This is a genomic window from Thermococcus sp. (assembly GCF_027052235.1).
Lineage (GTDB): Archaea > Methanobacteriota_B > Thermococci > Thermococcales > Thermococcaceae > Thermococcus.
This window is the reverse complement of sequence record NZ_JALUFF010000046.1, coordinates 396-3,416: the sequence shown is the minus strand read 5'-3', so window position 1 is coordinate 3,416 and position 3,021 is coordinate 396. Positions and strand designations below refer to the sequence as shown.

Sequence of the window (3,021 nt, the reverse complement as noted above, 5' to 3'; positions counted from 1 at the left end):
GCCCTCTATTCTGGCTTTTATCTTGTCGTAGAGGGGCTTCGGTATGGAAACGGTCGTGTACTTCTTCTCCTCAGCCATCTCAAACACCTCCAGCCTTAATGATATTTAATGACATTTAATTAAGAAGGAACTGGGAATATAAAAGTTACGCCTAGGAGAGTAGAATGGGGAGTCACTCCCCCCTCTGTATCTTCGCGTGCCTGCCGACGAGACTCTTCCTAAGCTCAAGGTTCCTTATTTCACACTTCTCGTCTATTATTGAGCGCCATATCGTCGAGTTCCTTATCACTGTCTTCCGGAAGATTATAGAATCACTTACATCGGAGTTTTCTATGACGCAGTTCTCGCCTATGTATGCGAAAGGCCCGATTATAGAGCGTCCCAGTATCTTTGCACCGCGCTTTATGACCACCGGTGGGATTATCTTGGAGTAAGGGCTAATCTGGATTTCCTCGATGTGGCTCTCCTTTAGGAGGGTTCTCAAAGCTTCCAAGTAGCTGTCGGCAGAGCCTATGTCGTACCAGTAATCGGAGAAGCGGTAAGCCCTAATCGGCTCTCCCCTTTCGAGGAGCCACTGGACGAAGTAACCCGGCGAATCCCTGTTCCCGTTTGAGAGGTACTCGTCAATGCGTTCCATGACCTGCTCGGGGAAGACGTAAACGCCCGTGCTTATGAGGGTCGAGCGGGGTCGTGCTGGCTTCTCCTCGAAGGCAATCACTTTATCCCCTTCGAGCACGACAACGCCGTAGCGCCTGGCCAACTCCAAATCGCCGACGTCGTAAACGGCTATAAGAGTCTCTTCGGAGTACCTTTCCAGAAACTCCTCGAGGGAGAATGAGAAGAGGTTGTCGCCGGCTATGACGAGGTAGTCATCGAGACCGAGCTCTGCAACGGCCTTCCTCATAGCCCCTATCGTTCCCAGTTTCTCCTCCTCGTGGAGCGTGTCCTCAACAATGAGCTCAACACCGTATTTTTCGGCAACGGGCTTGAAGTGGGACTCGAAGAAGCGGTTCGTCGAGATGTAAACCGGCAAATCCAGCTTCGAAACTTTTTCCAGTATGTAATCAATTATCCTTTTCTCACCAACCGGGAGTAACGCCTTGGGGTTGTCCTTGGTTATGGGCCAGAGCCTGGTCGCATAACCGCCGGCCATAATTAAGACCTTCACTGGTTTTCCCTCCTCAGAGCTTTTGAAATTGAATCCATAAACTCCTCGATGTCCGACAGATTGTTTCTGAGAATCTCATAAATGAACTTATCGTCGATCTCCCAGTAGATATGGACGAGCCTGTTTTGAAACCTCGTCATGAGAACAAGCCTCTTGGTTAAATCATCGCCAATGAGCCCCCTCTCATTTAGGATCCTAAACGAGTCTGCATAATCTTCTGGGAGTCTCATCTTGTTCTTGGATATGAGGTGATAAGCAATGTCAATGCATGCTTCGATGGCGACGAGAAGGTTGTACTTGGCACTTGACACGTAGTGTTTGTTTCTTAAAAACTCCTCCCTTGGGAGGTGCGAAAGTTCATAGAGGGCTTCCAGGGCGTGCCTGGTCTCTGACATGAGCCGGGTTACCTTTTCATCATCGTATTCCAAGGGCCTCCCTCCTGTAAATCTCAAGATAGCGGGTGTAATCGTGGTACTCGCGCATCGTCATCTCCTCAAACTCGCACCGGGCCTTTTCGTCCCTGCTGAATAGGAGCAGCCCCCCAATTGCGCGGAATCTGAAAGTTATGGGGGCATAGTTGAGAACCCTAACCTCAACCGGCGGGCCAACTGCCCTCGAGAACTCCTCCTCGAGTTCCTCCTCGTAGAAGGGGGGAACGTTTGACTTGACGTAAACGGCCACGTCTATGTCCCTGAATGGGCCATCGTCAAGAAAAGAGCCGTGGAGATAGGCAAAGAGAACCTCGTCTTTTTTAACCAGTGCCTCTCGGAGTTTTGAAATTATTTTTCCCTTCTCTCCCGTTGGAAGCTCATGAAAGGTCTCCATGAGTGAGAATCCAATGGCCGAAGTAAAAAGCTTTTCCCCAAAGTTTAAGAGTGATCATCCGATGGAATTCTTGGTGGTATGAAATGAAGGCTCTTATCACGGGTGGTGCTGGCTTTATAGGCTCCCACCTCGTCGATAGGCTGGTGGAATCCGGCTGGAAGGTCCGCGTCCTCGACGACCTAAGCGCAGGCAGTCTGGAGAACGTTGAGCGGTGGCTCGAGAGCGAACGCTTTAAGTTCATTAAAGGAGACATGAGGGATCCTGGAGTCGTTGAAGAGGCCGTTGAAGAGGTCGATGTCATCTTCCACCTAGCTGCCAATCCGGAGGTCAGAATCGGCGCCCAGAGCCCCGAACTGCTCTACGAGACAAACGTTCTCATAACCTACAACCTCCTCAACGCGATGAGGGATTCCGGCGTCAAATACTTGGTGTTCACGAGCTCATCAACGGTTTACGGCGATGCGGAGGTGATCCCCACCCCAGAGGACTACGCCCCTCTGGAGCCGATAAGCGTCTACGGGGGAGCGAAGTTAGCGGCCGAAGCTTTGATAAGTGGCTACGCTCATACCTTTGGTTTCAAGGCTCTAATATTTCGCCTGGCTAACATAATCGGGGAGCGCTCCAACCACGGCGTCATCTACGACTTCATCCACAAGCTGAGGAGGAATCCGGAGGAGCTCGAGATACTTGGTGACGGAACGCAGAGGAAGAGCTACCTTCACGTGGGCGACACCGTTGAGGGAATGCTCCAGATCTTCGAGCACTTCAGGAAAGAGGATAAAACGGTGGACTTCTACAACCTCGGCAACGATGACTGGATCACCGTGAGGGAGATAGCGGAGATAGTGGGTGAGGAGATGGGGCTGAGGCCAAAGTTCCGCTTCACGGGCGGCGTTGACGGCGGCCGCGGCTGGAAAGGAGATGTAAAACTAATGCGCCTGAGCATAGAGAAAGCCAAGAAAACTGGCTGGAAACCAAAGCTGAACAGCTACGAGGCCGTTAGGAGAACCGTGAGAGAGCTTCTGGAC

Annotated in this window: 4 protein-coding genes; 1 reads left to right on the top strand and 3 read right to left on the bottom strand. The window is 51.4% G+C overall.

Annotation, left to right across the window (positions count from 1 at the left end; all coding sequences use genetic code 11):
* Positions 1–172: 172 nt before the first annotated feature.
* From MVC73_RS04780 to MVC73_RS04770, 3 genes are read right to left on the bottom strand one after another with little or no spacing between them, the layout of a single operon-like run.
* Positions 173–1,168, bottom strand: a complete 996-nt coding sequence (locus MVC73_RS04780; protein WP_297507611.1) for an NDP-sugar synthase — start codon at positions 1,166–1,168, stop codon at positions 173–175.
* The gene (locus MVC73_RS04775) at positions 1,165–1,596 is read right to left on the bottom strand and encodes a DUF86 domain-containing protein (RefSeq protein WP_297507608.1); all 432 of its coding nucleotides are present in this window, start codon (positions 1,594–1,596) and stop codon (positions 1,165–1,167) included. Before MVC73_RS04775 ends, MVC73_RS04780 begins: the two co-directional genes overlap by 4 nt.
* Entirely contained in the window at positions 1,583–1,993 is a 411-nt protein-coding gene (locus MVC73_RS04770; protein ID WP_297507605.1) for a nucleotidyltransferase domain-containing protein, read from the bottom strand. Before MVC73_RS04770 ends, MVC73_RS04775 begins: the two co-directional genes overlap by 14 nt.
* An 83-nt stretch (positions 1,994–2,076) precedes the next feature.
* Here MVC73_RS04770 and MVC73_RS04765 point away from each other — a divergent pair.
* The coding region (locus MVC73_RS04765; protein ID WP_297507602.1) for an NAD-dependent epimerase/dehydratase family protein at positions 2,077–3,021 on the top strand (945 nt) is incomplete at its 3' end.

What these genes read in the sequence shown, in the direction of transcription:
- MVC73_RS04770 (WP_297507605.1), bottom strand. Translation starts at nt 1,993, where the DNA reads ATGGAGACCTTTCATGAGCTTCCAACGGGAGAGAAGGGAAAAATAATT.